Source organism: Aromatoleum anaerobium, from assembly GCF_012910705.2.
GTDB lineage: Bacteria > Pseudomonadota > Gammaproteobacteria > Burkholderiales > Rhodocyclaceae > Aromatoleum > Aromatoleum anaerobium.
This window is the reverse complement of the sequence record NZ_WTVG02000037.1, coordinates 437,555-462,785: the sequence shown is the minus strand read 5'-3', so window position 1 is coordinate 462,785 and position 25,231 is coordinate 437,555. Positions and strand designations below refer to the sequence as shown.

Annotated in this window: 18 protein-coding genes and 1 other RNA gene; 3 read left to right on the top strand and 16 right to left on the bottom strand. The window is 66.7% G+C overall.

Translation table 11 applies throughout. From position 1 onward, the window contains the following. Window positions 1-53: 53 nt before the first annotated feature. A complete protein-coding gene (locus tag GO606_RS08215; protein WP_169118185.1) occupies window positions 54-1,055 on the bottom strand; it encodes a class 1 fructose-bisphosphatase in 1,002 nt (333 codons plus the stop codon). 228 nt (window positions 1,056-1,283) lie between these two features. On the opposite strand from GO606_RS08215, the gene GO606_RS08210 reads away from it, so the two are divergent. Continuing rightward, window positions 1,284-2,549, top strand: a complete 1,266-nt coding sequence (locus tag GO606_RS08210) for a D-amino acid dehydrogenase (RefSeq protein WP_169118184.1) — start codon at window positions 1,284-1,286, stop codon at window positions 2,547-2,549. Window positions 2,550-2,606: 57 nt separating this feature from the next. On the opposite strand, the gene GO606_RS08205 is transcribed toward GO606_RS08210, so the two are convergent. The 10 genes from GO606_RS08205 to GO606_RS08160 form a co-directional block, all read right to left on the bottom strand. Then, complete coding sequence (locus GO606_RS08205; protein ID WP_169118183.1) at window positions 2,607-3,047, bottom strand: ClpXP protease specificity-enhancing factor; 441 nt, start codon at window positions 3,045-3,047, stop codon at window positions 2,607-2,609. A 34-nt stretch (window positions 3,048-3,081) separates the two neighbouring features. Continuing rightward, complete coding sequence (locus GO606_RS08200; RefSeq protein ID WP_169118182.1) at window positions 3,082-3,678, bottom strand: glutathione S-transferase N-terminal domain-containing protein; 597 nt, start codon at window positions 3,676-3,678, stop codon at window positions 3,082-3,084. Between the two features lie 96 nt (window positions 3,679-3,774). Continuing rightward, window positions 3,775-4,530 (bottom strand): cytochrome c1, encoded by a 756-nt coding sequence (locus GO606_RS08195; protein WP_169118181.1) that lies wholly within the window; start codon window positions 4,528-4,530, stop codon window positions 3,775-3,777. Further along, window positions 4,527-5,795 carry a cytochrome b gene (locus GO606_RS08190; RefSeq protein ID WP_169118180.1) on the bottom strand — a complete coding sequence of 423 codons (1,269 nt, stop codon included), beginning with the start codon at window positions 5,793-5,795 and terminating at the stop codon, window positions 4,527-4,529. Before GO606_RS08190 ends, GO606_RS08195 begins: the two co-directional genes overlap by 4 nt. A gap of 3 nt (window positions 5,796-5,798) precedes the next feature. Continuing rightward, a complete protein-coding gene (petA, locus tag GO606_RS08185; protein WP_169118179.1) occupies window positions 5,799-6,392 on the bottom strand; it encodes a ubiquinol-cytochrome c reductase iron-sulfur subunit in 594 nt (197 codons plus the stop codon). A 188-nt stretch (window positions 6,393-6,580) separates the two neighbouring features. Next, entirely contained in the window at window positions 6,581-7,174 is a 594-nt protein-coding gene (gene recR / locus GO606_RS08180; protein WP_169118178.1) for a recombination mediator RecR, read from the bottom strand. Then, window positions 7,175-7,498 carry a YbaB/EbfC family nucleoid-associated protein gene (locus GO606_RS08175; protein WP_011236490.1) on the bottom strand — a complete coding sequence of 108 codons (324 nt, stop codon included), beginning with the start codon at window positions 7,496-7,498 and terminating at the stop codon, window positions 7,175-7,177. It lies immediately after the preceding gene. A gap of 24 nt (window positions 7,499-7,522) precedes the next feature. Further along, on the bottom strand, window positions 7,523-9,520 hold the full coding sequence (dnaX, locus tag GO606_RS08170; RefSeq protein ID WP_169118177.1) for a DNA polymerase III subunit gamma/tau: 1,998 nt from the start codon (window positions 9,518-9,520) through the stop codon (window positions 7,523-7,525). 144 nt (window positions 9,521-9,664) lie between these two features. Then, an RNA gene (gene ffs / locus GO606_RS08165) (signal recognition particle sRNA small type) lies at window positions 9,665-9,763 on the bottom strand. A gap of 139 nt (window positions 9,764-9,902) precedes the next feature. Then, complete coding sequence (locus tag GO606_RS08160; RefSeq protein WP_169118176.1) at window positions 9,903-11,594, bottom strand: AMP-binding protein; 1,692 nt, start codon at window positions 11,592-11,594, stop codon at window positions 9,903-9,905. Window positions 11,595-12,067: 473 nt separating this feature from the next. Between GO606_RS08160 and GO606_RS08155 the strand changes: the two genes are divergently transcribed. Both GO606_RS08155 and GO606_RS08150 read left to right on the top strand, forming a co-directional pair. Then, window positions 12,068-15,571, top strand: a complete 3,504-nt coding sequence (locus GO606_RS08155) for a class I SAM-dependent DNA methyltransferase (protein WP_169118175.1) — start codon at window positions 12,068-12,070, stop codon at window positions 15,569-15,571. Between the two features lie 138 nt (window positions 15,572-15,709). Beyond that, window positions 15,710-15,940 (top strand): AbrB/MazE/SpoVT family DNA-binding domain-containing protein, encoded by a 231-nt coding sequence (locus tag GO606_RS08150; protein WP_169118174.1) that lies wholly within the window; start codon window positions 15,710-15,712, stop codon window positions 15,938-15,940. 60 nt (window positions 15,941-16,000) lie between these two features. On the opposite strand, the gene GO606_RS08145 is transcribed toward GO606_RS08150, so the two are convergent. The 5 genes from GO606_RS08145 to nirB form a co-directional block, all read right to left on the bottom strand. Beyond that, complete coding sequence (locus tag GO606_RS08145) at window positions 16,001-18,817, bottom strand: nitrate reductase (protein ID WP_169118173.1); 2,817 nt, start codon at window positions 18,815-18,817, stop codon at window positions 16,001-16,003. A gap of 32 nt (window positions 18,818-18,849) precedes the next feature. Continuing rightward, on the bottom strand, window positions 18,850-20,637 hold the full coding sequence (locus GO606_RS08140) for a bifunctional protein-serine/threonine kinase/phosphatase (protein ID WP_425532196.1): 1,788 nt from the start codon (window positions 20,635-20,637) through the stop codon (window positions 18,850-18,852). 26 nt (window positions 20,638-20,663) lie between these two features. Continuing rightward, window positions 20,664-21,878, bottom strand: a complete 1,215-nt coding sequence (locus GO606_RS08135) for a nitrate/nitrite transporter (RefSeq protein ID WP_169118172.1) — start codon at window positions 21,876-21,878, stop codon at window positions 20,664-20,666. A gap of 214 nt (window positions 21,879-22,092) precedes the next feature. Further along, window positions 22,093-22,452 carry a nitrite reductase small subunit NirD gene (nirD, locus tag GO606_RS08130; RefSeq protein WP_246979445.1) on the bottom strand — a complete coding sequence of 120 codons (360 nt, stop codon included), beginning with the start codon at window positions 22,450-22,452 and terminating at the stop codon, window positions 22,093-22,095. 8 nt (window positions 22,453-22,460) lie between these two features. Beyond that, entirely contained in the window at window positions 22,461-24,917 is a 2,457-nt protein-coding gene (nirB, locus tag GO606_RS08125) for a nitrite reductase large subunit NirB (RefSeq protein WP_169118170.1), read from the bottom strand. Between the last annotated feature and the right edge of the window lie 314 nt (window positions 24,918-25,231).

Genomic DNA, 25,231 nt, shown 5'->3' with positions numbered 1-25,231 from the left:
GAGCTCCCGCCGTCTTTCCCGGCATGGACGCCCTACAGCCCGGCATCGTCGGCTCAGCCTTCGAGATGGTAGGCGGTCACGCGCTCCACTTCGTGGGTCGAACCGAGGATCACCGGCACGCGCTGGTGCAGCCTTTCCGGCTGCACATCGAGGATCCGCTGGCGCCCGGTCGTTGCCGAGCCCCCGGCCTGCTCGACGAGCATCGCCATCGGATTCGCCTCGTACATCAGGCGCAGCTTGCCGCCCTGGTCACGGCATTTCTCGTCCAGCGGATACATGAAGATGCCGCCGCGCGTGAGGACGCGATGCACGTCGGCGACCATCGACGCGACCCAGCGCATGTTGAAATCCTTGCCGCGCGGCCCCGTCTTGCCCTGCTGCAACTCGGCCACATAGCGCTGCACCGGCGGCTCCCAGTGGCGCGCGTTCGATGCGTTGATCGCATATTCCTGTGTATCCACCGGCACCGTCATGAACGGGTGGGTGTAGACGAAGCTGCCCATCTCGCGGTCCAGCGTGAAGCCATGCACGCCGTTGCCGACGGTGAGGATCAGCAGGGTCGACGGACCGTACAGCGCGTATCCCGCGGCGACCTGCTCGCGACCGGGCTGCAGGAAGCATTGCTCGTTCGGCTCCTTGACACCTTCGGGAAAGCGCAGCACCGAGAAGATCGTGCCGACCGAGATATTGACGTCGATGTTCGACGAACCATCAAGCGGATCGAACAGCAGCAGGTAGCCGCCCTTCGGGTAGTCAAACGGAATCTGGTGCACCTCCTCGACCTCTTCCGATGCCATCGCCGCGAGGTGCCCGCCCCATTCGTTAGCCTGCAGCAGGATCTCGTTTGCGATCACGTCGAGCTTCTTTTGCGCTTCGCCCTGGATGTTGTCGGTGCCCGCCTCGCCGAGCAGGTCGGCCAGCGCCCCTTTCGAGACATTGACGCCGATCGCCTTCACCGCCCGGGCGACGACTTCGATCAGCAGTCGCAGGTCCGGGCTGGTGCGGCCAGCGCGCTGCTGCTCGATCAGGAATTGGGTTAGCGTGACGCGTCGCATGAATTGACTCCTTGTTGGTCCAGCCGGGCCAGACTTCAGTTTGTTTCGCAAGCTTGCGGCGCGGATTATCCCGCGGAAGGCGGTCGAGCGCACCACTGTGCGCGAACGCGGTTATGATCCTTGGGCGATCGCTGCCCCTGCACCGCTGCACCGCCTCGTACTGCGCCATCGCAGACGTCCGGTCCGGCGCGGCTCAAAAATTCTTTCCGTTCAACCCACTCGCTCACTATGCATGTTCTGGTTCTCGGCGCCGGCGTGACCGGCGTCACCACCGCCTGGTATCTGGCCAGGGCGGGCTTCGAGGTAAGCGTGGTGGATCGCCAGCCCGAGGCCGCGCTCGAAACCAGCTACGCCAACGGCGGCCAGATCTCGATCAGCCACCCCGAACCCTGGGCGAACCCCGCGGCCCCGCTCAACGCCCTGCGCTGGTTCGGCCGCGAGGACGCCCCGCTGCTGTTCCGCCCCCACGCCGACCCCGCCCAATGGGCCTGGACGCTCGCCTTCCTGCGTGAATGCCTGCCGCACCGGGCGCGACGCAACACCGCCGCCATTGCCAGTCTCGCCGTGCACAGCGGCGAACGTCTGCGCGCGCTGCGCGCGGAAACCGGCATCGCCTACGACCATCTCGAGCGCGGCATCCTGCATTTGTTCTTTACGCCGCAGGAGTTCGCGCGCGTCGGCGCCAAGGTTGCGGAACTCGCGACCTATGGCATCCAGGCCCGCTCGTGCAGCCGCGACGAATGCCTCGCGATCGAACCTGCGCTCGCCGGCACGGCCGGGGAACTTGCGGGCGGCCTGTATGCACCGAACGACGAGTCGGGGGACGCTTTCCGTTTCACCCAGGCACTCGCCGAGCGGGCGGCGCAGGCGGGCGTGCGCTTCCATTACAACACCACGATCACCCGCATCGACCACAGCGGCGGGCGCATGAACGGCATCGAGGTCCACGACGCCGAAGGGCGCAACGGCGGGCTTACCGCCGCGGCCTACGTGCTGTGTCTCGGCAGCTACAGCCGCCCGCTGGTCGCCCCGCTTGGCGAGCAGCTGCCGATCTACCCGGTGAAAGGGTATTCGGTGACCGTCCCGCTACGCGACCCGCAGCGCGCGCCCAGCGTCAGCCTCACCGATGAATCGCGCCGCATCGTGTGCTCGCGCCTTGGCGACCGGTTGCGCGTCGCCGGGACGGCCGAGTTGAACGGCTACAACACCGAGATTAACCTGGCCCGCTGCCAAGCCATCCTGGACTGGCTGGAGGCGCGTTTTCCCGACGTCACCGACACCGCCGGCGCGCACCTGTGGGCCGGCCTGCGCCCCGCCACGCCCGGCAATGTCCCGCTGATCGGGCGGAGCCGTCTGCCCAACCTTTGGTACAACACCGGACACGGGACACTCGGATGGACGCTCGCCTGCGGGTCTGCCAGCTGCCTCGCCGACCTGATGTCGGGCCGGCGAGCGCCGGTACCCCACTTCCCGTTCCTGGGAAACGAAGCCTGACCCTCGGCCGCGCTCGTCCCGTTAACCGAGCGGCGTCCGGGCCTGTGCTGCACCCGGTTACTTGACGATCTTCAGGTGGTTGCGTCCCGCCGGCGGACGCCTTTCCGCAGGCGGCGTGGCGGCGGCAGTGCCCTCGTCCTGCTGTCCGCCGACCTGCTCGGCCGGGACACCAGGTGCCTCGACCACCGCTTCAGGCTCGAACGCCATGCCGTGCCCGTTCTCCCGCGCGTAGATTGCAAGGACGTTGGACACCGGGACCGACAGCGCGTGGGCGACGCCGCCGAAACGCGCCTGGAAAGTGATCAGGTCGTTGCCCATGACCAGTTGCTGCGTCGCTTCGGAACCCAGGTTGAGCACGATCTGTCCGTCTTGCGCATAGCCCGCCGGGACCACGGTACGCTCGTCGACGAGCACCGCGATATGGGGCGTGAAGCCCTGGTCGACGCACCATTCGAAAATGGCGCGGAGCAGGTAGGGTTTGGTAGATATGTTTGTCATGGTCGGTAGCGCCCCTCACACGGGGCCTCGGCGTTCAGCGCCGCATCACCTTTTCGGACGGGGTCAAGGCGTCGATGAAACCCTGCCGGCTGAAAATGCGTTCGGCGTATTTCATGAGATTCGCAGCGGCCTTCGGCAGTTCGATGCCGTAATGCTCGAGACGCCAAAGCAAGGGGGCGATCGCGACGTCGAGCATCGAGAACTCGTCGCCTAGCATGAACTTCTGCTTGACGAAGATCGGTGCGAGTTGAACGAGTTGGTCACGCACGTGGGCGCGGCTCTTTTCGACGCCCTTCTGGTTCTTCTCGAGCACGTCGATGTGCGAGAACAGTTCCTGCTCGAACGTGTGCAGCAACTGGCGGGCACGCGCGCGCAAGATCGGGTCGGGCGGCATCAGCTGCGGATGCGGGAAGCGCTCGTCGATGTACTCGTTGATGATGTTCGCCTCGTACAGGACGAGGTCGCGATCGACCAGCACCGGCACCCGGTTGTACGGGTTGATGATGGCGATGTCTTCGGGCTTGTTGTAGAGGTCGACATCGATGACCTCGAAGTCCATTCCCTTTTCGAAGAGCACGATCCGGCAGCGGTGACTGAACGGATCGGTTGTGCCGGAATACAGGTTCATCATGTTGTTGCAGCTCCTGGTACAAAAGCAAAGCGCACCACGCGATGACCGCGTGGTGCGTCAAATTCAATGAGTGCGCGGATCAGGTCCGGCGGGTTCTCAGTGAATATCCTTCCAGTAATTTTTCTTCAAAGCATAGGAGAGCACGAACAGCCCCGCCAGGAAGATCAATACGTACATCCCGATCGTCTTGCGTTTGTCGGCCATCGGCTCCCCCATCCAGACGAGGAAGGAGACCAGGTCGGCAACCGTCTTGTCATATTCCTCGACGCTCATCCTGCCCGGCGTCGCGAGTTCAAGGGCGACCGATTTCGTGCCGTCCTCGTGCTCGGTGACCTTCGCGACCTGTTGGCCCTGCAGTTCCCACAGCGCGTGCGGCATGCCGACGTTGCCGAATACCACGTTGTTCCAGCCTGTCGGGCGCGCCGGATCGCGGTAGAACTGACGCAGATAAGTGTACAGCCAGTCGGCGCCGCTGCCGAACTCGGATGCGCGCTGGCGCGCGATCAGCGTCAGGTCGGGCGGGGTCACCCCGAACCACACCTTCGATTCGGCCGGGCGCATCGCGATCTTCATCAGGTCGCCGACGCGTTCGCCGGTGAACATCAGGTTGTCGCGGATCTGCTGCTCGTCGAGACCGATCTGCTGCAGCGTGTTGTAACGCGCGAAGCTCGCGCTGTGGCAGTTCAGGCAGTAGTTGACGAACACCTTGGCGCCATTCTGCAGTGCGGCCGGGTCGGAGCTGACCGGCGCCTTGTCCAGATGCAGTTCCGCCCCGGCGGACAGCGCGAGAGCCGGCGCGAACAGCACGATGGCGGCCAGGCGCTTGAGAGTCTTGATCACACGAATGCTCATTTGAACGTCACCCTTTCCGGTTCGGGTTTGCACTTGTCGAGTTTGCTGTACCACGGCATCAACAGGAAGAACGCGAAGTACAGCACCGAGCAGATCTGGGCGACCAGGGTACGGCCCGGGGTCGGGGGCAGCACGCCGAGGTAGCCGAGGATGAAGAACGCGACCAGGAACACCGCCAGGATGGCCTTGAACAGCCCGCCCTTGTAGCGGATCGACTTCACCGGGCTGCGGTCCAGCCACGGCAGGAAGGCGATGATCACGACCGACGCGCCCATCGCGACGACGCCCCAGAACTTCGCATCGACGCCGAACAGCGGGTACGTCACCGCGCGCAGGATCGAGTAGAACGGCGTGAAGTACCACACCGGCGCGATATGCGGCGGCGTCTTAAGCGGGTCGGCGGGGATGAAGTTGTTGTACTCGAGGAAGTAGCCGCCGCCCTCGGGCGCAAAGAACAGGATTGCCGAGAACACGATCAGGAAACCGACTACGCCCATGATGTCCTTCACGGTGTAGTACGGGTGGAACGGGATGCCGTCGAGCGGGATGCCGCTGGCGTCCTTCTTCTTCTTGATCTCGACCCCGTCCGGGTTGTTCGAGCCCACTTCGTGCAGCGCGACGATGTGCGCCAGCACCAGGCCGATCAGCACCAGCGGCACGGCGATCACGTGGAACGAGAAGAAGCGGTTCAGCGTCGCGTCGGACACCACGTAATCACCGCGGATGACCAGCGACAGGTCCGGCCCGATCACAGGGATCGCGGAAAACAGGTTCACGATCACCTGCGCACCCCAGAACGACATCTGCCCCCACGGCAACAGGTAGCCCATGAACGCTTCGGCCATCAGCGCAAGGAAGATCAGCGTGCCGAAGACCCAGATCAGCTCGCGGGGCTTGCGGTACGAGCCGTACAGCAGCCCGCGGAACATGTGCAGGTAGACGACGACGAAGAACGCCGACGCGCCGGTCGAGTGCAGGTAGCGGATCAGCCAGCCGCCCGGCACTTCGCGCATGATGTATTCGACGCTGGCGAATGCGACGGGGATGCCGGACGCGTTCACCGAAGCATCGGGCTTGTAGTGCATGACCAGGAAGATGCCGGTCACGATCTGGATCACCAGCACCAGCAGCGCGAGCGACCCGAAGAAGTACCAGAAATTGAAGTTCTTCGGCGCGTAATATTCCGACAGGTGCGCCTTCCAGGTCGACGTGAGCGGGAAGCGCGCGTCGATCCAGTGCATCAGTTCTTGTGATTTTGTAGTCATCGCTTAGGCCTTTGCGTCGTCACCGATGAGAATCCGCGTATCCGCGAGGAACTTGTAGGGCGGAATCTCGAGATTGTCCGGCGCCGGCATGCTGCGATAAACGCGCCCGGCAAGGTCGAACAGGGAGCCGTGGCAGGGGCACAGGAAGCCGCCCGGCCAGTCGGGCCCGACGCCGCTCTCGGCACCGACCTTGAACTTGTCGCTCGGCGAACAGCCCAGGTGGGTGCAGATGCCGACCGCGACGAGGTATTCGGGGTTGATCGAACGGTGCTTGTTTTGCGCGTATTCCGGCTGCATCGGCTTTTCCGAAGCCGGATCGCTCACCAGCGGCTCGGTCTTTTCCAGCGACGCGAGCATTTCGGGCGTACGCCGCAGGATCCACACCGGCTTGCCGCGCCACTCCACAGTCATCATCTCGCCTGGCGCGAGCTTGCCGATATCCGCTTCGACCGGGGCGCCTGCCGCCTTGGCACGTTCCGACGGCGTCAAGCTGGCAACGAACGGCACCGCCGTCGCGACCACTGCAACGCCGCCGACCGCCGACGTTGCGACAAGCAGTTGCCGCCGGCCACTGTCCATCTTCTGATCCACGCTCATGACATCATCCCTGAAAAAAAGCCATTTCCGGATACAAAAAAACTGCCGGATTCTATCAAACTGGCCGCAACATAAAAAGCATAAAGCTCAAAGGTGTATTCGGATCATGGATTTAGCATTCCGCGCGGGCGCCCGGAACGCAGCTGCAACGAGGTGTTTTGTGCGGCGCAGCAACATGCTGCCGGCGGTCAGAGCGGGCGCCTCTCGACGAGCGCCTGCGCGATCGTGCCGGTGTCGGTGTGTTCGAGTTCGCCGCCCACCGGCACGCCCCGCGAGAGACGGCTGACCTTGACGCCGCGCGCGGCGAGCAGTTCCGCGACGATGTGGGCCGTCGCCTCGCCTTCATTCGTGAAGTTCGTCGCGAGGATCACTTCCTGCACGGTGTTGTCGGCGACCCGGGCGAGCAGCTTGTCGAGCTTGAGTTCGCGCGGACCGATGCCATCGAGCGGCGACAGACGGCCCATGAGCACGTAATACAGCCCGTTGTACGCATGGGTCTGCTCGATCACCGCGAGGTCGGCCGGCATTTCGACGACGCACAGCAGCGACGCGTCGCGCTGGGGGCTCGCGCAGCGCTGGCAGATCTCGGTTTCTGTGAAGGTGTTGCAGCGTTCGCAATGACACAGCACCGCGAGCGCATTGCCGAGCGCCCGGGCAAGACGTTCGGCGCCGCGCTGGTCGCGCTGCAAAAGATGGTAGGCCATGCGCTGCGCAGACTTCGGCCCGACCCCAGGCAGGCCGCGCAACGCGTCGATCAGTTCGTCAAGACTGGAAGGGGACATTCAGAACGGCAGCTTCATCCCGGGCGGCAGGTTGAGGCCGGACGTGAAGCCCGCCATTTTCTCCTGCGTCGTCGTTTCCACGCGGCGCACCGCGTCATTGACAGCGGCCGCGAGGAGATCCTCGAGCATTTCCTTGTCGTCCATCACCGAGTCGTCGATCGTCACGCGGCGCACGTCGTACTTGCAGGTCATCAGCACCTTGACCATCCCGGCGCCCGACTGCCCCTCGACTTCGACCGAGGCCAACTGGTCCTGCATCTTCTTCATGTTTTCCTGCATCTGCTGGGCCTGTTTCATCAGCCCGGCAATTCCGCCTTTCATCATCGCCAGATTCTCCGCAAGAGAAATTCAAAGTGGTCTTACCGACGCTTCCACGAGGGACGCGTCGAATCGTTCGATCAGTTCACGCACGAAAGGGTCGCTCTCCAACGCCGCCACAGCCTCGACGTGCCGCGCCCGTTTTTCCGCCTGGTCGCGTTGCGCCGGGGTTTCGCCGGCGATCGCGCCGGTCTCGATCCTGAGCCGCAGCGGACCGCCATACTGCGTCGCGAGCGCGTCCTGCAGGCGGTCGAGGAGTCCCGGATTCATGCCCAGCAAATGGCGATGGGTTTCGGATAGCCGGAGGTTCAGCACGCCGTCGGCAAATCCGGTCCATTCGCAGTGCTGCGCGAGTTCCCGCATCATCCCGCCGAGGCCGAGCGCGCGGAGGATCGCATGCCATTCGCCGGCGGCAAAGGCCGACGCGATCTCGGGCGCTGTTGTGCCCGGCGATGCGGGCGTGACTTCCGGCCGCTCGGCGCGCCGCGGAACAGCACTTCCGGCCGCCGCCGTCGCGCTTCGTGCCGGCGTGGGCAGGGGGGACGGCTCGACCACCACGTTCCCGGAGTGCAGGCGCGCCGGCGCGGACGAGCGGGCGGGTTGCGGCACGGATGTTTCCCCGGCGAACGCCTCCGGCGGCAGGTCCTCCCACGGCGGAACGGAGTTCGACGGTTCGGCCGGACCTTCGGCGACCGCCACTGCTCTGCCGGGCGGCGACGAACGCGTCCCGGCCTCGGCAATCCCGCGTTCGCGTGGCGAATGCTCCACGGGGATCCCCCTTGCCACCGGCGGTCTTGCCACCGGCGCGGCGTCGCGCTGCGGCACCGGTGCCGTGGCCCGTGCTGCGAGACTGGCGGCCGGCTGCGGCGGCGACGGAGGGATGACACGCGCCCGTCCCGCCCCGCCTCCGCCGGCCGCGTCGCCGGGACTGCCGAGCGCCACCGGCTGCTCGGGGCGGAATGCGTGCAGGCGCAACAGGCTCATCGTGAAGCCCGCGTAGTCGTCCGGCGCCAGCGACAGTTCGTCGCGGCCATGGATGGCGATCTGGTAGGCGAGTTGCAGGAACTCGGCGTCGAAGGCCTCGGCATACGGTGCGAGACGTTGGCGTTCCGCATCGTCGGCGATCGCCGCCGGGGCGAACTGCATGAGCGCGATGCGGTGCAGCAGCGAGGCGAGCGCCTGCAACGCCGCGTCGAACGACAAACTGCGCGCCTCCATGCGATCGGCCACCGCGAGCATCCCGGCGACGTCGCCTGCGGCCAGCGCGTCGAGCACCGCGTACAGATGGTCGTCGCCGACCGTACCGAGCATGTGCGAGACCTGCTCTTCCTCGACGCGCCCCGAACCGTGCGCGATCGCTTGGTCGAGCAGCGACAGTGCATCCCGCATCGAGCCGTTCGCCGCCTTGGCGAGGTGGCGCAGCGCGGGGACCTCGAATGGCACGCCCTCGGCCTCGAGGATGCCGCCGAGATGGTCGATGATGTGCCCCGGCGGCATCTGCTTGAGGTTGAACTGCAGGCAGCGGGAGAGCACCGTCACCGGGATTTTCTGCGGATCCGTCGTCGCCAGGATGAACTTGACGTGTTCGGGAGGCTCTTCGAGCGTCTTCAACATCGCGTTGAACGCATGCCCGGTCAGCATGTGGACTTCGTCGATCATGTAGACCTTGTAGCGCCCCTGCGCCGGCGCATAGACCGCCTTGTCGAGCAGCGCCGCCATGTCCTCGACCCCGCGGTTCGAGGCCGCATCCATCTCGACGTAGTCGGGAAAACGGTCCGCGTCGATCGCGCGGCAGGCCGCGCAAGTGCCGCACGGCTCGGGCGTGACGCCGGTTTCGCAGTTCAGTGCTTTCGCGAGAATGCGCGAAATGGTCGTCTTGCCGACGCCGCGCGTGCCGGTGAACAGCCACGCGTGGTGCAGCCGGCCGGTGGCGAGCGCATGGCTGAGCGCCCGGACGACGTGTTCCTGGCCGACCAGCGTCGCGAAACTCTTCGGGCGCCACTTGCGGGCGAGAACCTGATAGCTCATGGCGGGATTCTAGCAGAGCGGCCCCTGTCCCGCGGCGCCACCGCCGGCACGGCCACGGCGTGCCCGGCGAAGAAACGAGAGTCGCCAGCCCAAATATGCCGAAGGGCGTCTTCATGGGAAGACGCCCTTCGCGCGATTGTCAGGGGTGGCGAGCCTGACCCCCGGCACTTGCAGGGAACGGCTGTGGCTGCTGCCTTCCGGCCCTGACCAGGTTCACCGCGCTGCAATGCGGGGAGACCCGCCACGGCCGCAATTATATCAGCTTACGGCGGGCAGCACCCGGCGCGGCGGTCTCGACGGAAAACTTCCGTCGGGCCGGACCCAGGACGCGAAAACGGCGGGCTGCCCCCGCCGCCCGGCACTTTGCCTCACACGACACTGATCAGCCCTTCAGCTCCGGGAAGTCCTCTTCGAAGAACTCCAACTCCCTGCGCACTGTCGAGGCGTCCTTGCCCTGTTCGCTCCTGCGCAGCTCAACGCGCCGGATCTTGCCCGAGATGGTCTTCGGCAGGTCCGAAAATTCGATGCGGCGGATGCGCTTGTACGGTGCGAGTTTGTCGCGCGTAAAGGCGAAGATGTCCTTCGCGAGCTCCTTGCCGGCCTCAAAGCCCGGCGCGAGGATCACGTAGGCTTTCGGCACCGCGAGGCGCAGCGGGTCCGGGCTCGGAACGACCGCGGCTTCGGCGACCGCCGGGTGCTCGATCAGCACCGACTCGAGCTCGAACGGGCTGATGCGATAGTCCGACGCCTTGAACACGTCGTCGGCACGGCCGACGTACGTGATGTAGCCGTCGGCGTCGATGCTCGCGACGTCCCCGGTGTGGTAGTGACCGTTGCGCATGACCTCGCTGGTCTTCTCGGCGTCACCGGCGTAGCCGAGCATCAGGCCGAGCGGACGCTTCGCCAGCACCAGCGACACTTCGCCCTCTTCGGCCGGCTTGTCGTCGGCGTCGAGCAGCGCGATCGTGTAGCCGGGCAACGGTCGGCCCATCGAGCCGGGCTTGAGCACCTGCCCCGGCGTGTTGCCGATCTGCGCCGTCGTTTCGGTCTGGCCGAAGCCGTCGCGGATCGTGATGCCCCATGCCTTCTTCACTTGGTCGATGACTTCAGGGTTGAGCGGCTCGCCGGCGCCGATCAGCTCGCGCAGGTTCGTCTTCACCGACGCGAGGTCCTGCTGGATCAGCATGCGCCACACCGTCGGGGGTGCGCACATCGTCGTGATCTCGTATTTCACGAGCACGTCGAGCAACGCGCGCGCGTTGAAGCGATTGTAGTTGTACAGGAACACGCAGGCGCCGGCATTCCACGGCGCGAAGAAGCAGCTCCACGCGTGCTTCGCCCAGCCCGGCGAGCTGATGTTCATGTGGCGGTCGCCGGGCTGCAGGCCGATCCAGTACATCGTCGACAGGTGGCCGACCGGGTAGGACTGGTGGCTGTGCTCGACGAGCTTCGGCTTCGACGTCGTGCCGGACGTGAAATACAGCAGCAGCGGATCGGTGACGCGGGTCACGCCTTCGGGCGTGAATTCGGGCGACGCCGCGTACGCGTCCTCGAACGAGAGCCAGCCGCCGGTCGCGCCGCCGACGCTGATGCGCGTGTAGCTGCCGGCGAGCTCCGCGAATTTGTCGGTGTGGGCCTTGCCGATGACGACATGCCTGACCTGGCCGCGGTCAAGACGGTCGAGCAGATCTTCCGGCGTCAGCAAGGTGGTCGCCGGGATCACGACCGCGCCGAGCTTGATCGCGGCGAGCATCGTTTCCCACAGCGGCACTTCGTTGCCGAGCATGATCAGGATGCGGTCGCCGCGCGCGACACCGTGGCTCCTCAGCCAGTTCGCGACGCGGTTCGAGCGCACCGACATCTCGGCGAACGACAGCTTCGCCTCGTGCCCGTCTTCCTCGACGATCCACAGCGCCGGCTTGTCGTTGCCCTGCGCCATCGTGTCGAAATAGTCCAGCGCCCAGCTGAACTCGGTCAGTTGCGGCCACTGGAAACCGGCGTACGCAGTGGCGTAGTCGGTCCGGTTGGCCAGCAGGAAGTCCCGCGCTTTCAGAAACTCGGCAACTGCAGTCATGTGCTCTCCTTTCCCATATGCAACGCCCCGGACGCCCGTCCGCGACGCGTGTTGTACGCCGGCTCGCATCCCTGGCCGCGGTCGCCCCGCGGCAGGGCGCGGCGAAGAAGCGGGGGAACAGTCCGCTGCTGGCGGAGTGATTGGAATCCGGCGATCCCGGAAGATCGCCGGGCGGTATTGTGACGTTGACGTCAACGTCACGCAATCATCCCTCGACGGTAGCCCCTGGCGCCGAGCGGTTTGCGTGCCTCGGGAAGGGCCCTTGCTGATTCCGGAAAAACTCTTCATCGACGGCACGGCGAGAGCTTTGTGCGCATGTCCAGCACTTTCAGGTCCATGCTTTTGCTTGCGCAGCTTCCGATCGACTCCCCCGCTTCCGGGCGGTTCTCGAATGGCCCGGCATATTCCTCATTCCTTCGGCATGGCCGCGCCGGTTAGAATCCGCGACTTTCCCCGCACAGGAAGCCGCGACCGTGACCGCCCCTGCCGTCGAATCCTTCATCCAGCGTTGGCACCGGGCCGGCGGCAGCGAGCGGGCGAACTACCAGCTCTTCCTCACCGAGCTGTGCACGCTGCTCGACCTGCCGCAGCCCGAGCCGGCGAGCGACGACACGCACGACAACGCCTACGTGTTCGAGCGCCGCGTCGTCATGCGCCAGCCCGACGGCGGCGCCAACAACGGCTTCATCGACCTGTACCGGCGCGGCGCCTTCGTCCTCGAGGCCAAGCAGACCGGCAAGACGCTGGATTCCTCCGGCTGGGACAAGGCGATGCTGCGCGCCCACAACCAGGCCGACCAGTACGCCCGCGCGTTGCCTACCGACGAAGGGCGCCCGCCGTTCATCGTCGTCACCGACGTCGGCCGCAACCTCGAGCTGTACGCCGAATTCAGCCGCTCGGGCGCGACCTACACGCCTTTCCCCGACCCGCGCAGCCACCGCATCCGCCTCGAAGACCTGCACCGCGACGACATCCGCGAACGTCTGCGCGCGGTGTGGCTCGACCCGCTGTCGCTCGACCCGGCGCGGCGCTCGGCGCGCGTCACGCGCGAGATCGCCGACCGCCTGGCGACGCTGGCGAAGTCGCTCGAAGCCGCCGGCCATGCGCCGCAGAAAGTCGCCGGCTTCCTGATGCGCGCGCTGTTCACGATGTTCGCCGAAGACATCGGCCTGCTGCCGGGGCGCAGCTTCACCGAGCTGCTGCTGAGCCTCAAGGACTCGCCGCTGACCTTCGCGCCGATGCTCGAACACCTGTGGCAGAACATGAATGCCGGCGGCTTTTCGCCGATCCTGCGCGGCAACGTGCTGCGCTTCAACGGCGGGCTGTTCGCCGAGGCGAGCGCGATCCCGCTTGACCGCGACCAGTTCGAGTTGTTGCTGAAAGCCTCCGAGGCCGACTGGCGCTACGTCGAGCCGGCGATCTTCGGCACGTTGCTCGAACGCGCCCTCGACGCGCGCGAGCGCCACAAGCTCGGCGCCCATTACACGCCGCGCGCCTATGTCGAACGCCTCGTGTTGCCGACCGTCATCGAACCGCTGCGCGCTGAATGGAAGGAAGTGCAGGCCGCTGCGCTCGCCTTCGAGCAGCAGGGCAAGACCCGCGAAGCGGTCGCCGAGATCCGCGCGTTCCACCGCCATCTGTGCGAAGTGCGCGTGCTCGATCCGGCCTGCGGCAGCGGAAATTTCCTCTACGTCACGCTCGAACACCTCAAGCGCCTCGAAGGCGAAGTGCTGAACCTGCTGCACGACCTGGGGGAATCGCAGGGCCTGCTCGAACTCGAAGGCGTCACCGTCGACCCGCACCAGTTCCTCGGCCTCGAAATCAACCCGCGCGCGGCGAAAATCGCCGAGATGGTGCTGTGGATCGGCTACCTGCAATGGCACTTCCGCACCCACGGCTCGGTCAATCCGCCCGAGCCGGTGCTGCGCGACTTCCGCAACATCGAAAACCGCGACGCGCTGATTGCGTATGACCGCGAGGAATTCGTCACCGATGCCGCCGGCCGCCCGGTCACGCGCTGGGACGGCGTCAGCTACAAGCCGAGCCCCGTCACCGGCGAACCGATCCCGGACGAGACGGCGCAGGGCGTGCAGAAGCGTTACGTGAATCCGGGGAAGGCCGAGTGGCCGCAGGCGGATTACATCGTCGGCAATCCGCCGTTCATCGGCGCCGCGACGATGCGCCGCGCGCTTGGCGACGGTTACGTCGACGCGGTGCGTGGCACCTGGCCGGATGTGCCGGAGTCGGCCGATTTCGTCATGTACTGGTGGCACATCGCCGCCGAGCGCGTGCGCGCGGGCGCGACAAGCCGCTTCGGTTTCATCACGACGAACTCGATCCGCCAGACCTTCAACCGCCGCGTCATTGAAGCGCAACTGAGCGCGAAGAATCCGCTGTCGCTGGCGTTCGCGATTCCCGATCATCCATGGGTCGATGCGGCCGATGGCGCGGCGGTGCAGATCGCGATGACGGTCGGAGCAGGTGGCGAACAGGAAGGAAGGCTGCTGCAGGTGCGAGACGAACGCGAAACGGATCGGGACGAGGTCGATGTCACGCTGCAGGAGCACTCGGGCAAGCTGTTTGCAAACCTGAAGACCGGAGCGAACGTTCCCGCGGCGCAGCCGCTGCAGGCACTTCAAGGGATCAGTTCACGCGGCGTTCAACTTATCGGAGCCGGATTCATCGTCACTGAGAATGAGGCGGAGCAGCTTGGTCTCAGCAAGACTCCGGGTCTTAAAAAGCACATTCGCACCTACCGCAACGGACGCGATTTGACCGATTGCCCCCGCGGCGTCCGCGTAATCGACTTATTCGGCCTGACGAGTGACGAGGTTCGTGCGCAGTACCCGGCTGTTTACCAGTGGGTGCTGGAGCGGGTAAAACCTGAACGTGATCACAACAACCGGGCCACATACCGCGACAACTGGTGGTTATTTGGCGAAGCGCGCAGGAATTGGCGAATGATGAGTGATGGCTTGCCGCGCTACATCGCCACAGTCGAAACGACCAAGCACCGCTCATTCCAGTTCCTCGGTGCGGAAATCCTGCCCGACAACATGCTTATCGGGATCGCAACGGATGATGCCTTTCCGCTCGGCATCCTTTCGAGCCGTGTCCACATCGCCTGGGCGCTAGCAATGGGCGGGCGCTTAGGCGTCGGCAACGACCCGCGCTACAACAAGACTCGCTGCTTCGAAACCTTCCCCTTCCCCGCCGCCGCCCCGGAACAAACCGCCCGCATCCGCGACCTCGCCGAACAGCTCGACGCGCACCGCAAGCGCCAGCAGGCGCAGCACGCGGAGCTGACGCTGACCGGCCTGTACAACGTGCTCGAAAAGCTGCGCAGCGGCGCAACGCTGAACGCCAAGGACAAGACGATCCACGAGCAGGGGCTCGTGTCGGTGCTGCGCGAACTGCACGACGCGCTCGACGCCGCGGTGTTCGACGCCTACGGCTGGAACGATCTCGCTGCCGCCCTCACCGGCCGCCCCGGCGCGACCACCCCGCTGCCGGACAAGCCGGACGCGCAGACGGAAGCCGAGGAAGAACTGCTGCGCCGCCTCGTCGACCTCAACGCGCAGCGCGCCGCCGAGGAGGCGCGCGGGCTGGTGCGCTGGCTGCGCCCGGACTACCAGGACGCGCAGGGTCGTAGGGTGGATAAGCCGCAGGCGCAATCCACCGAAATGGAGGCCGATGGCGGAAGGCGCTTCGCTTTTCCGCCCTACGCGTCCGGCGAAGCGGACGAAGCCGAAGCTGCCCCCGCTGCCGCGCCGGCGGGCAAGCTCGCCTGGCCGAAAAGCATGCGCGACCAGGTCGCCGCGGTGCGCGCCGCGCTCGCCCGTCAGGGCCTGCCCGTTGAAGCCATCGCCGCGCAGTTCAAGCGCTCGCCGAAGGCCGCGGTGCTCGCGGTGATCGAAGCGCTGGAAGAGCTGGGCATGGTGCGACGCGAGGGCGAGCTCTTCACCTTGCAAGCCTGAGGGTGCCACGGCCGGTGATGTTTTGCCTGTAACGGGCGGCGTTGCGCGGACGTTCGTCGCTGCCTCGCGAGAACTGATTGATCCGCAAGATGCTCGGAGTAGAGTAAGAATGTAATGCAAGCCTTGTCGGAGGACGCCATGCTTGCGATCGCCAAGATTACCGCCAAGGGTCAAACCACCATCCCGCAGAACGTGCGCGCGGCGCTACATGTGGCGCCGGGGGATCTCATCGCCTGGGAAGTGGCGGCTGATGGGACAGCAACCGTGCGGCGCGTTCAACCGCTCGATCTCGAATACCTGCGCGCAGTCGAGGGCACCCTTTCCGAATGGGCGGGGAGCGCCGACGAGGAAGCCTACCGTGACCTTTGAGCGTTTCACGGCCCGCGCGGGAAAAACTCAGCGCCTTCGGCCGGCACGACCCATGCCCCCTTACGCCACGCTGCGCCCGGCGGCGACGAGGCGCTTGATCTCCGGTATGCACGAGCCGCAGCTCGTGCCGCATTTGAGTTTCGCCTGCAGCACGTCGAAGCCGTCGCCGCCGGCGATCGCTGCGGCAATGTCGCTCTCGGCGACGTTCAGGCACGTACAGACGATGCGGCCGCGGCTCTTCGCCGCCTCCGGCGGATTCGCGAGCGGCGCGAGGATCCAGCGGCGCAGATCCCCGGTCGGCTGGCGCTCGACGAGCACGTCGCGCAGCCAGCCGGCGGCCGCGGTCTCGCCGGTGAGGCGCAGGCCGACGAGGAGTCCGTTGTCGATACGCGCGCGCTTCGTGATGCCGCGCCGGGTGTCGCTGTACGCGAGGCAATGCTCGTCGTCGAGTCCGAGCAAGGCATCGAGTTCGGCGAGCCACTCGGGCGGGATCGGCTGGTGGTGCGCGATGCGCAGCACGACCGCGGGATGGTCGCGACCGGCAAGCGCAAGCGACGCGTAGCTGAAGCGCTCGAGCCAGGGCGCGAGCGCCGCCGCGCGTTCCAGCGCGAGGCCGGCAGCGTTGGCCGTGACGCTGCCCGCGGCGACCTTGCCCGGGACATTGATCGGCGCAGCGTCATCGTTCCCGTTCCCCTCCTCGTCGCCGGCCGCGCCGGGCTCGCCGCGCATGATCAGCGCCTGGAACGGCAGCACCGCCTTCTCGACCTGCACCGCCGCATGCTTGAGCTCGGGCTGCTTCGAGTACGGGTCGACGTCGCGCAGCGTCAGCGCGTTCGCACCGGCCGAGTTCAGGCTGTTGCCGCCCCAGTGCATCGCGATGAAAGCCTGGCCGGAACGGATTTCCGGCGAGGCTTCGGCGCGCAGCACGACGTCGCCGCGGCGGCTCCTGACGTGCACCAGATCGCCGCTCTTGAGCCCGCGCAGCGCGAGGTCGTCGGCGTGCATCTCGATGCGGGCCTCGTCGACGTGATTGTACAGCCGCGCGACCTTGCCGCTGCGGCTCATGCCGTGCCACTGGTCGCGCAGGCGGCCGGTCGTCAGGTGCAGCGGATAGCGCGCGTCGGCGCGCTCGGCGGTGAGCCGCTCGGTCGGCACGACGAAATGCGCCCGGCCGTCGGCAGTCGGGAAACGGCCGTCGGCGTAGAGACGGTCACGGCCGGCTGTATCGGCAACATTCGCGCCTTTTGGAAACGGCCACTGCTGCGGACCGGCCGCATCGAGCAGCGCGTACGACAGCCCCGTGATGTCGAGGTCGCGCCCGGCGGTCGAGGCCGCATGCTCGGCGAAGATCTCGGACGGCGCCGCGTACGGGAAGAGCCGCGCCGCCTCCTTGCCGATGCGCGGCCCGAGTTCGCGCGCGAAATCGCAGACGATGCGCCAGTCGGCCCTCGCTTCGCCCGGCGGCGTCAAGGCGCGATGAACGTGTGTGATGCGCCGCTCCGAGTTCGTCACCGTGCCTTCCTTCTCGCCCCAGGTCGCGGCGGGCAGCAGCAGATCCGCGAACGGCGCGGTCTCGGTGTTGCGGTAGGCCTCCTGCAGCACGACGAAGTCGCAGCGCGTGAGCGCTTCGCGCAGCCGCTCCTGCTCGGGCAGCGACTGCGCGGGGTTCGTGCAGGCGATCCACAGCGCCTTGATCTTGCCGTCGTGCGCCGCGTCGAAGAGTTCGATCGCGGTCAGGCCCGGCGTCGGAGGCACGCTGTCGACGTCCCACAGCCGCGCGACTTCGGCGCGGTGCTCGGGGTTCGCGAGGTCGCGGTGGCCGGACATCAGGTTCGCCATGCCGCCGACTTCGCGCCCGCCCATCGCGTTGGGCTGCCCGGTCAGCGAGAACGGGCCGCATCCGCGCTTGCCGATCTTGCCGGTCGCGAGCGACAGCGCGATCAGCGCGGTCCCGTTGTGCGTGCCGTGCGTCGACTGGTTCAGCCCCTGGCACCACAGCGACATCGAAGCCTTCGCCTCGCCCCACCAGCGCGCGGCCGTGACGATGTCGTCGGCGCCGCGCCTGCCGAGGCCGCAGACATCGGCGGCGATCGCCGGCGTGACATCGCGCACATGGTCGCGCAGCGCCGCGAAGCCTGCGGTGTGCTCGCGCACGAAAGCCTGGTCGACGTGGCCTTCCCACAGCAGCACGTTGAGCATCGCGTTGTACAGCCAGATGTCGGTGCCGGGCAGGACGGCCAGGTGCAGGTCGGCGGTCGCGGCGGAGTCGGTGCGGCGCGGGTCGACGACGATGATCTTCATCTGCGGGCGCGCGGCCTTCGCGTCCTCGATGCGGCGGAACGCGACCGGGTGCGCGTACGACGGATTCGCCCCGGCGATCAAGAGGCAGTCGGTGTGCGCGAAGTCCTCGTACGAACAGGGCGGCGCGTCGGCGCCGAGCGTCTGCTTGTACGCCGTGACCGCGCTGGACATGCACAGGCGCGAGTTCGAATCGATGTTGTTCGTGCCAATGAGCCCTTTCACGAGCTTGTTGAAGACGTAATAGTCCTCGGTCAGCAGCTGGCCGGAGATGTAGAACGCGACCGAGTCCGGCCCGTGTTCATTGATCGCCGCGGCGAAGCGTTCGGCGGCGGTCGCGAGTGCGGCGTCCCAGCTCGCGCGCTCGCGCGGCTTGCCACGGGCGCCGCGCAGCTCCGGGTACAGCAGCCGGGTTTCGGGCCGCGCGGAGAGGTGCAGCGTCGCCCCTTTCGTGCACAACCGGCCGAAATTCGCCGGATGTTCGGGGTCCCCGGCGACGCCGGTGATGCGGCGACCGTCATGTTCGATCAGGACACCGCAGCCGACGCCGCAGTAGGGACAAGTGGCTTTCGTTTTCATCAGGGGCTCCGCGGGAGAGGCTCATCATCGGTCTAGCGCCGACTGAGCAGAAACAACAGGATCAGGTTCAGCAGCAGCGACGCACCGGCGAAGAGCTTCAGCGCCAGCGCCGGGTTGCGCGCGACGAGCGGCACGCGGCGATGCGTCACGAGCGGGCGGTGCGCGCCGCGTTCGAGCGCGAGCAGGAACTCCTCGGCGGTCTCGAAACGGTCCTTGGCCTCGCGCGCGCAGGCCTTCAGCAGCACCGCTTCGAGCCACGCCGGCGTGTCCGGGCGGTAGCGCGTCGGCGGCACCGGTTCGCCGAAGCGCGGCCGCTGGAACGGCTCGACTTCGCCGTACGGGTATTTGCGCGTCAAGAGTTCGTACAGCGTCACGCCGCACGCGTAGAGGTCGGACGACTCGTTCGCCGTCCCGCCATTGAAGAGTTCCGGCGCCATGTACGACGGCGTGCCCGGATTGTTGATCTCGCGCAGGTCGTCAGCGTCGGACGCAGCGACGCCGAGGTCGAGCAGGCGCAGCTGACCATGACGGTCGACATGCACGTTGTCGGGCTTGATGTCGCGATGCACGATGCCGAGCCGGTGCAGGGCGCCTGTCGCGCGCAGCAGCGTCGCGCCGATCGCCACGAGCTCGTGCGGCGCGAAGCGGTGGCCGCGCGCGAGCTTCGCCTTCAGCGTCTCGCCTGCGTGCCAGCTCATCAGGTAATACAGGGCGCTGCGCGCATCGGCATCGGCGACGGCGGGGAAGCTCTGCGACGGCGCGCGTCGCGCGAGCCATTCCTCGCGCAGCAAGGCGCCGGCCGCCTCATCGTCGTCCGCGTCCGGGCGCAAGGTCTTCAGCACCAGCGCCTCATTGGTCGCGATGCGCGTGACGCGGTACAGCAGCGTCACGCGCGATTCGTGCAACAGCTCCTCGACCCGCAAGTCGTCGAGCACGTCGCCCGCCTTCAGCCGCGGTGGCAGCGGCAGGTGGCGCGCGCTGGCGAACCGGTCGCGCAGCGTATCCGGCGGCACCGCCTCGACGTTCGCGACGAGCGCGGTGCAGTTGTCGGTCGCGCCGCGCGCGAGCGCTTCCAGCGTCAGCACGTCGGCGGCGTCTTCGGCGCCCGCGTGGCGCTTCAGGATCTCGATGATGCCGCCGTCGCCGAGCGCCCCCCACACGCCGTCGGTGACGAGCACGAAGCGATCGCCGGCGGCCAGCTCGCCGTCGTCATAGTCGACGGCGAGCTGCGCATCGAGTCCGACCGCGCGGCGCAGCACGTTGCTGAGCTCGGGGTGTTCCCAGGTGTGGTCCTCGGTCAGGCGGCACAGCTCGCCCTCGCGCAGCAGGTACGCGCGCGAATCGCCGACGTGCGCGACGTGGTAACGGCGCCCGCGCAGCACGAACGCGGTCAGCGTCGTCGCCATGCCGGCGTACTCGCGCGACTTGGCCGACTGCGCGAGCAGCCAGCGGTTCAGCGCGCCGATCACGACGTCGAGCGATTTCTCGACGCTCCACGTGTCGGGCGTCGAGAAATAGTCGGCGAGCAGTCCGCGCACCGAATATTCGGCCGCCTCCCGGCCACGCGCGTGGCCGCCGACGCCATCGGCGATCGCGAGCAGCAGCCCCTTGGCCGCGAGCGGCGCGCCGTCGGGCGTCACCGCGCCGACGAAGTCCTCGTTGCCGGGCCGCAGCCCCTGCTGCGAGGCGTGGCCGAGCGTGACTTCGAGCGATTTCGCCACGGCGCGATGCGACGACGACGCGGGGACGGGGACAGCCGCGTTCCGCGGCGGCACGGGAGCCGGCTTGAACCGCGAACTCGCATCGATGATCCGCGCCACGTCGCTTCTCCCCGAACGCCTCAGAGTCAGATTTTCGCCGACGTCAGGTGGGCGGCACCCCACGTCGTGCGCCAGCGCGTCTTGACCGCGGTGAGCCCGACCAGCGCCGCGAGCGCGAGCGCGGCGAAGATCAGGAATCCGGATTGATAGCTGCCGGTCGCCTGTTTCGCGTAGCCGAGCGAGGACGCGAGATAGAAACCACCCACGCCGCCGGCCATGCCGACGAGCCCCGTCATCACGCCGATCTCCTTGCGAAAGCGCTGCGGCACGAGCTGGAACACCGCGCCGTTGCCCATCCCGAGCGCGAGCATCGCGGCGACGAACACCACCAGCGCCATCCACGCCGTCGGCAAACCGACGCTGACGATGCCGAGGAACAGCGCCGCGAACACGTACATCACCGACAGGCTCTTGATGCCGCCGATGCGATCGGCGACCGCGCCGCCGACCGGGCGCACCATCGAGCCGGCGAACACGCACGCGGCGGTGAAGTAGCCGGCCATCTTCGCGTCGAGGCCGTATTGCGTATTGAAGTAGATCGTCAGCGACGACGCCAGGCCGACGAAGCCGCCAAAGGTGACCGCGTAGAAGAACATGAACCACCACGCGTCCTTGTCCTTCAGCACCTTGAAGTACTCGGCGAGGGGCTTCGCGGGCGGGCACTCCGGAGCATCCTTCGCGACGACGAGGTAGAACACGAACACCAGCACGAGCGGGATCAGCGCGAGGCCGAACACGTTCGTCCAGCCATACGCCGCGGCGAGCCCCGGCGCGACCAGCGCCGCGATCGCGGTGCCCGAGTTGCCCGCGCCGGCGATGCCGAGCGCCGTGCCCTGGTGCTCGGGCGGATACCAGCGCGACGCGAGCGGCAGCGCGACCGCGAACGAGGCGCCGGCGACGCCGAGAAAGACGCCGAGCACGAGCGTCTGCTCAAAGCTGTGGATGCCGAACTGCCACGCCACGAAGAGCGCCGCGATGACGATGACCTGGCCGATCGCGCCGGCCATCTTCGGCTTCAGGTGGTCGACGAGCACGCCCATGAAGAGCCGCAGAATCGCGCCGGCGAGCACCGGGATTGCGACCATCAGGCCTTTCTGCGCGTGGTCGAGGCCGAGGTCGGCGGCGATCTGCACGCCCAGCGGCCCCAAGATCACCCACACCATGAAGGCGAGGTCAAAATACAGGAAAGCCGCGAGCAGGGTTGGCGGGTGGCCGGCTTTGAGGAAAGCTTTCTTGTCCATCGAGTTGGCTCCGGAATCGGTGGTGCGATCAAAAAGTCTGGCGGAAGGCGCTGCGCTCCTGGCTGCGCCGAAACTTCGTTTTCCGCCCTGCAACGTTGGGGGCGAGCGGTAGGGCGGAAAAGCCGAAGGCGCCTTCCGCCGCATGTGTCCGATCCGCACCGATGTCTGGCGGAAGGCGCTTCGCTTTTCCGCCCTACCGCCATGCCCGGCGCGCTTACGCCTTCAGCAGCACCTGGCCGTCGACGAGCTTCACCTCGAACGGCTTCGTGCAGCCGACGTCGGGCGCAACCGCCTCGCCGCTGTCGAGCTGGATCTTCCAGCCGTGCAGCGGGCACGTGACCTGGCGGCCATGCACGATGCCCTGCGACAGCGGGCCGTTCTTGTGCGGGCATTTGTCGTGCATCGCGAAGACCTCGTCGTCGGCGGTGCGGAAGATCGCGATGTCGCCGCTCTTCGAGGCGACGACGCGCGCGCCGAGCACCGGGATGTCGTCGAGCGCACAGATCGTTTTCCAGCCGGCATCGGCAGCGATATCGGTATCGGTCTTGCGAAGGGTCATGGCATTCATCGTCATCGTGTTTCTCACGCTTCCAGGGTTTCGAATGGCGCGCGCAGCGCCGGTGCCGCATCGGCTGCGTAGCGCTCCGCCCACGGGTCCTTGTAGTCCTGCACCGCGTACAGCAGGCGCTCGTACAGCGCGCGCCGCGTCGCGGCGTCCTCGACGACGCGCTTCTTGACGTGCTCGAGGCCGACGCGATGCACGTAATGCACCGTGCGTTCGAGGTAATAGCCTTCCTCGCGGTAAAGCTGCAGGAACGCGGCCGAATATTCGAGCACCTCCTCGCGCGTCGCGACCTTGCACAGGAACTGCGCGACTTCGGTCTTGATGCCGCCGTTGCCCGCGACGTACAGCTCCCAGCCGGAATCGACGCCGATCACGCCGACGTCCTTGATGCCCGATTCGGCGCAGTTGCGCGGGCAGCCGGACACCGCGAGCTTGACCTTGTGCGGGCTCCACATGCCGAACAGCATGCGTTCGAGATCGACGCCCATCGCCATCGAGCGCTGCGTGCCGAAACGGCAGTGCTCGGCGCCGACGCAGGTCTTCACGGTGCGGATGCTCTTGCCGTAGGCGTGGCCGGTCGGCATACCGAGGTCCTTCCACACTTTCGGCAGGTCGTCTTTCTTGATGCCGAGCAGATCGATGCGCTGGCCCCCGGTGACTTTCACTGTCGGCACGTTGTACTTCTCGGCGACGTCGGCGATGCGGCGCAGCTCGGCCGGCGTCGTCAGCCCGCCGAGCATCTGCGGCACGACCGAGTACGTGCCGTCCTTCTGGATGTTCGCGTGCGCGCGCTCGTTGACGAAGCGGCTCTGCGGATCGTCCTGCGCCTCGTGCGGCCAGGTCGAGATCAGGTAGTAGTTCAGCGCCGGGCGGCAGGTCGCACAGCCGTTCGGCGTCTTCCACGCCATCATGTCCATCGCGTCGGGGATGGTCAGCAGCCTGTGATCGCGGATGGCCTTCCTGACGTCGCCGTGCGACAGCTCCGTGCAAGCGCACACCGCCTTGTCGTGCACGCTGACCGCCTGATACGCGCCGCCGATCGTCGAGGCGAGGATCTGCTCGACGAGGCCGGTGCAGGAACCGCAGGAGGACGCCGCCTTCGTGTGCTTCTTGACGTCATCGAGCGTGAACAGCCCTTTCTCCTGGATCGCCTTGACGATGGTGCCCTTGCACACGCCGTTGCAGCCGCACACCTCGGCGCTGTCGGGCATCGCGACGGCCTTGTGCTCGCCCTTGTGGCCGGCGTCGCCGAGGTGGTTCTGGCCGAACATCAGGTGGTCGCGGATCGCGCCGATGTCCTGGCCGTCCTTCATCAGCTGGAAGTACCACGAGCCGTCGGCGGTGTCGCCGTACAGCACCGAACCGACGATGCGGTTGTTCCGGATGACGATGCGCTTGTAGACGCCGCCCTGCCTGTCGTGCAGCACGATCTCTTCGGTGTCGGCGCCACCGGTGAAGTCGCCGGCCGAGAACACGTCGATGCCGGTCACCTTGAGCTTCGTCGAGGTCACCGAGCCCTCGTAGCGGCCGATGCCGAAGTTCGCGAGGTGGTTCGCGCACACCTTGCCCTGCTCGAACAGCGGCGCAACGAGCCCGTAGGCGATGCCGCGATGCGCGACGCATTCGCCGACCGCGTAGATGCGCGGGTCGGTGACGGTCTGCATCGTGTCCGACACCTGGATGCCGCGCACGCGGCCTTCGCCGCAATAGATCCCGGCGCTTTCTGCGAGCGCGTAGTTCGGCCGGATGCCGGCGGCGACGACGACGAGGTCGGCCGGGATCTCGGCGCCATCCTTGAAGCGCACCGCGCCGACACGCCCCCCCTCGCCTTCGACGAGCGCCTCGGTCTGCTTCGACAGCAGGAACTTCATGCCCTTCGCCTCGAGCGACGCCTGCAGCATGTCGGCCGCGGCGCGGTCGAGCTGGCGCTCCATGATCCAGTCCGCCAGATGTACGACAGTCACGTCCATGCCGCGCAACATCAGGCCGTTCGCGGCTTCGAGGCCGAGGAGGCCCGCGCCGATGACGACCGCATGCTTGTAGTGCGTCGCCGCGTCGATCATCGCCTCGGTGTCGGCGATGTCGCGGTACGCAAGCACCCCCGCCAGGTCCTTGCCGGGGATCGGCGGAATGAACGGCGTCGAGCCGGTCGCGATGAGCAGGCGGTCGTATTCGGCCTCCGTGCCGTCGTCGGCGATGATGCGGCGATGCACGCGGTCGATCGTTGTGACCTTCTTGCCGGCGTGGAGCCGGATGCCGTTGTCGCCGTACCAGTCGAGATCGTTGAGCATGATCTCCGGCAGCGTCATCTCGCCAGCGAGCACCGGCGACAGCAGGATGCGGTTGTAGTTGCCGTGCGGCTCGGCGCCGAACACGGTGATGTCGTAGAGATCGGGCGCGTGCTTGAGCAGTTCCTCCAGCGTGCGCACGCCGGCCATGCCGTTGCCGATCATCACGAGTTTCATTTTTTTCATGCCGTATCTCCTTGCGAATTCATTCCCCGGAAGCTCACTTCGGGATAAGCGACACCCGCTGCGGTGCGCATGTCTGGTGTCAGGCGCTGCACCCAAGCTTCATTGCCCCGAGCTGTATTCAGTTATCGCAAAACCGGTGCCAGCTTCGACGAGTGACGCAACATATTGTTTTTATTATTTTTTAGTAGGTTGCATTGGAAAATGGCTGTGCCGGAGCAACAGGAAGGACACCAATCCGGTGCATCATTCGGTATGCTGCACCACAACATGGCGCAAGGCATCGGCACGCGAACCGTCCCTCATGGACGGATCCG

Excerpts from the sequence above, each read along its gene's own strand:
- GO606_RS08215 (WP_169118185.1), bottom strand. The coding sequence starts at position 1,055 with ATGCGACGCGTCACGCTAACCCAATTCCTGATCGAGCAGCAGCGCGCT.
- GO606_RS08210 (WP_169118184.1), top strand. The coding sequence starts at position 1,284 with ATGCATGTTCTGGTTCTCGGCGCCGGCGTGACCGGCGTCACCACCGCC.
- GO606_RS08205 (WP_169118183.1), bottom strand. The coding sequence starts at position 3,047 with ATGACAAACATATCTACCAAACCCTACCTGCTCCGCGCCATTTTCGAA.
- GO606_RS08200 (WP_169118182.1), bottom strand. The coding sequence starts at position 3,678 with ATGATGAACCTGTATTCCGGCACAACCGATCCGTTCAGTCACCGCTGC.
- GO606_RS08195 (WP_169118181.1), bottom strand. The coding sequence starts at position 4,530 with ATGAGCATTCGTGTGATCAAGACTCTCAAGCGCCTGGCCGCCATCGTG.
- GO606_RS08190 (WP_169118180.1), bottom strand. The coding sequence starts at position 5,795 with ATGACTACAAAATCACAAGAACTGATGCACTGGATCGACGCGCGCTTC.
- petA (WP_169118179.1), bottom strand. The coding sequence starts at position 6,392 with ATGAGCGTGGATCAGAAGATGGACAGTGGCCGGCGGCAACTGCTTGTC.
- recR (WP_169118178.1), bottom strand. The coding sequence starts at position 7,174 with ATGTCCCCTTCCAGTCTTGACGAACTGATCGACGCGTTGCGCGGCCTG.
- GO606_RS08175 (WP_011236490.1), bottom strand. The coding sequence starts at position 7,498 with ATGATGAAAGGCGGAATTGCCGGGCTGATGAAACAGGCCCAGCAGATG.
- dnaX (WP_169118177.1), bottom strand. The coding sequence starts at position 9,520 with ATGAGCTATCAGGTTCTCGCCCGCAAGTGGCGCCCGAAGAGTTTCGCG.
- GO606_RS08160 (WP_169118176.1), bottom strand. The coding sequence starts at position 11,594 with ATGACTGCAGTTGCCGAGTTTCTGAAAGCGCGGGACTTCCTGCTGGCC.
- GO606_RS08150 (WP_169118174.1), top strand. The coding sequence starts at position 15,710 with ATGCTTGCGATCGCCAAGATTACCGCCAAGGGTCAAACCACCATCCCG.
- GO606_RS08145 (WP_169118173.1), bottom strand. The coding sequence starts at position 18,817 with ATGAAAACGAAAGCCACTTGTCCCTACTGCGGCGTCGGCTGCGGTGTC.
- GO606_RS08135 (WP_169118172.1), bottom strand. The coding sequence starts at position 21,878 with ATGGACAAGAAAGCTTTCCTCAAAGCCGGCCACCCGCCAACCCTGCTC.
- nirD (WP_246979445.1), bottom strand. The coding sequence starts at position 22,452 with ATGACGATGAATGCCATGACCCTTCGCAAGACCGATACCGATATCGCT.
- nirB (WP_169118170.1), bottom strand. The coding sequence starts at position 24,917 with ATGAAAAAAATGAAACTCGTGATGATCGGCAACGGCATGGCCGGCGTG.